The sequence below is a fragment of the Bradyrhizobium sp. 31Argb genome, assembly GCF_043638955.1.
GTDB lineage: Bacteria > Pseudomonadota > Alphaproteobacteria > Rhizobiales > Xanthobacteraceae > Bradyrhizobium.
The window spans coordinates 1-2,987 of record NZ_JBEGDB010000486.1; the positions used below are offsets into that span (position 1 = coordinate 1).

The 2,987-nt window shown below is 60.8% G+C and carries 4 protein-coding genes; 1 reads left to right on the top strand and 3 read right to left on the bottom strand.

The genetic code is table 11. The features are described 5' to 3' along the window. Positions 1 to 17: 17 nt before the first annotated feature. The 3 genes from AAFX91_RS40400 to AAFX91_RS40410 form a co-directional block, all read right to left on the bottom strand. Positions 18 to 518: a dihydrofolate reductase family protein gene (locus AAFX91_RS40400; protein ID WP_394570206.1), complete on the bottom strand. Its 501-nt coding sequence runs from the start codon at positions 516 to 518 to the stop codon at positions 18 to 20. A 310-nt stretch (positions 519 to 828) separates the two neighbouring features. Beyond that, positions 829 to 1,257: a hypothetical protein gene (locus AAFX91_RS40405; RefSeq protein WP_394570207.1), complete on the bottom strand. Its 429-nt coding sequence runs from the start codon at positions 1,255 to 1,257 to the stop codon at positions 829 to 831. A gap of 187 nt (positions 1,258 to 1,444) precedes the next feature. After that, entirely contained in the window at positions 1,445 to 2,110 is a 666-nt protein-coding gene (locus AAFX91_RS40410) for an O-methyltransferase (protein ID WP_394570208.1), read from the bottom strand. Positions 2,111 to 2,203: 93 nt separating this feature from the next. Here AAFX91_RS40410 and AAFX91_RS40415 point away from each other — a divergent pair, with 93 nt between their 5' ends. Continuing rightward, positions 2,204 to 2,890, top strand: coding sequence for a TetR family transcriptional regulator (locus AAFX91_RS40415; protein ID WP_394570209.1), 687 nt, complete (start codon positions 2,204 to 2,206; stop codon positions 2,888 to 2,890). The last annotated feature ends 97 nt before the right edge of the window (positions 2,891 to 2,987 follow it).

A 2,987-nucleotide genomic window follows, 5' to 3' on the forward strand; every position in this document is an offset into this window, starting at 1 on the left:
ATCATGCGCTCCGTCTATCAAACGGAGCAGCCCCTTCCAACTAAGCACGTGGTCCCACAATCGGGGTCCATTTCAAATGGCTTGCCGCGACCAAGCACGATGGGGTGGAAGTAGAGTCGATACTCATCGATAAGACCAAGGTCGGTTAGGCTTTGTGCCAGGTCTGGGCCGGAAACTGTAATCTCTCCAACAAGCCGAGCCTTCAGGCCACGTATCACCGCCTCGATGTTATCCTCGACAAGTGTGGCGTTGGGGCCGACTGAGTTCAACGAGCGCGACACGACCCACTTCGGTTGGCGCCGCCACGCCGCCGCGAACTCGTGATGCTCCGCATTCCACTCAGGACGGTCTTCGTCCCAATAACGCATAACCTCGTACATGCGGCGACCGTACACACTGCCGGTCAAGTCGCGCACGTGCTCTATCCAGTGACGAAAGAGCGCGGGACTTGGCGCAAATTCCTGGTGATCGACATAACCGTCCAAGGACTGGTTCATTCCGAAGACGATCTTTGCCATGCCACCAAATCTCCATCCCAAGATCTTCACGATAGTATGAACAGAGTGATGCAGAAAGTGGAGTTGGCCGCAAACTGCGTGCCGCGTTGTCGATGCCGGTAAGATATGTGATCGGACAGAGCGGCTACATCCTGTATGCAGAAATCAATTCTGATTACACCCGCCGACCCGAGCCGGAGAACTGCTGCCCGCGCTCAAGAAGGCGGCGAACGTCTCCGCTTAAGATCGTTCGTGCAGGGCGCCGGCGCCGGCATCACGCTGCAGGTGCCCTCGCCGTCTAGCTAACGTGCGGCCCCTCCCGCTCGGCTTTTTACTTGCGATACTGCGCCGGAGGCTGCGGGTTGTTCGCCGGATTGGTGTCGTGCTTGGAAAGTCGCGTGATCAGCTTGCCGCCGACAAGGGGCTGCAAGTCTGCTTCCAGCGCGTCAGCGAGCGGCTTGGCATAGACTTCATTACCGTCAACATAGAGCGTGAACGACTTGACGTATTTCGCCTGCTTTTCAGGATCCTCGATCGTCGCTTTGGTCCATGCGTAAAGCGGATAGTTTTCGGTGCCCCGCTTCTCAGCTTCAGCCACATAGTCGGCGAAGGCATCGAACTGAGACTTCATCGTCGCATGATGTCTGGCGAGGATGTCCGCCAGCGGCTTGATTGCCGGATTGTCGGGATCGCGCCGCGCCACTCCGGCAAGCTCGTCGCCGAGATAGATCCGCACCTGGAATTCCCATTGCTTGTTCATCGTTGGCTTCCCCGAGGCCGTCACGAGCTCGCCTCGTCGGCTATCCAAACAGATGTACGCTACGGACCATCGGCCAAGCTCCCGACCCATCGCCCTTGATGCGACGCCGTCCTCTCGCGGTCCAGACAAAAGTGGTTGAATACCTTCGCAGAAATCGCCAAGCGGGATGCATCTCCGCAAACACCGGTCAGCCGATCCGCATCGAAAGCTCGACGTCCCCACCGAATGGCGTGGACATGTAACCGTTCGCGGGCGAGCGAACATGCGCCAGGTAGTCGGGGCTGTAGTCAGCGTTGTCGGCGACGATGAAGGCGCCCGGCCGGAGGCGGCTCTCCACCAGGCTCAGTATCTCGGGATAGAGCGCCTTGGCGCCGTCGAGCAGCAGCAGGTCGATCGTTTCGGGGAGATCGACGCTCAGCGTCTGCAAGGCATCTCCTTCTCGGATCTCCACGAGGTCGATGAGACCGCCGGCGGTCAGATTGTCGCGGGCCCGTGCGACCTTGGACGGCTCGAACTCGCTGGAGATCAGGCGGCCACCGCCGTTGTCCCGCAGCGCTGCGGCGAGATGCAGTGTCGAGATGCCGAACGAAGTCCCGAACTCGACGATCACCCGCGCGCCGCCGCCTCGCGCCAGCATGTAGAGCAGCGCGCCGGTCTCTCGCGAGACCGCGAGCGGAAGATCTTTCAGCCGGCCGTAGAACTCGCGGTAGTCGGTCTTGCTTCGCATCAGACGCGAATGCTCCTCGCTGGAGAGATCGGCCACTGCAGGATTGGCCGCGGGCGAAGCCGCATCGGCCTCTTCGAATAAGCGATCCAGCAAGGGAGCAAGCGGGATGGTGGTCAGGGTGGTCATGCAGGTCTCCGCTCTCGGATGAGCGCGTTCTTGCGCCGGATCAGAAATACGACTAATCCCTCGCATTTCCTATTCGCATTGCCAGGCCACTCCATGACCGATCGGCGAAGTACCCGGATTTCCTCACGAAAACAGCCCAAGCAGGCGCGCTCGGCGGAGCTCGTCGCCGCGATTTTGGATGCTGCTGTTCAGGTTTTGGCGAAGGAAGGCGCGCAGCGCTTCACCACGGCGCGCGTGGCCGAGAAGGCCGGAGTCAGTATCGGATCGCTGTATCAGTATTTTCCGAACAAGGCGGCGATCCTCTTCCGACTGCAGAGCGACGAATGGCGGCAGACGACCGACCTGTTGCGCGGAATCCTCGAGGACAACCAGCGACCGCCGCTCGAACGGCTGCGCACCCTGGTCCACGCCTTCGTGCGCTCGGAGTGTGATCAAGCCGCGATGCGTGTGGCGCTCAATGACGCCGCCCCTCTCTATCGCGATGCGCCCGAAGCGCAGCAAGCGATGGCGTCGGGCGAGCGCATTGTCCAGGTCTTCATGCGGGAGGCGTTGCCCGAGGCATCAGAAGCAACTCGCGCGTTGGCCGGCGAGTTGATCACGACGACGCTGACCGAGGTGGGCAAGCAGTTCTCGGAGACCCCTCGCTCGCCCACAGAGATCGAAGCCTATGGCGACGCCATGGCCGATATGTTCTGCGCTTACCTTAAAGATCTCGGGCACGCCTGGGATCGGCGCCAGAGCCGGTCACGACGGATCGATCAGCGCCGCGGCCAAGGATGATCGCGGCGACGAGCTCCGCCGCCTTAGCATTACAGTTGTAATTGACTGAGGATTCTGAATCCATGGGCAACCATGATTCGAAGATCGTGGACGCAGG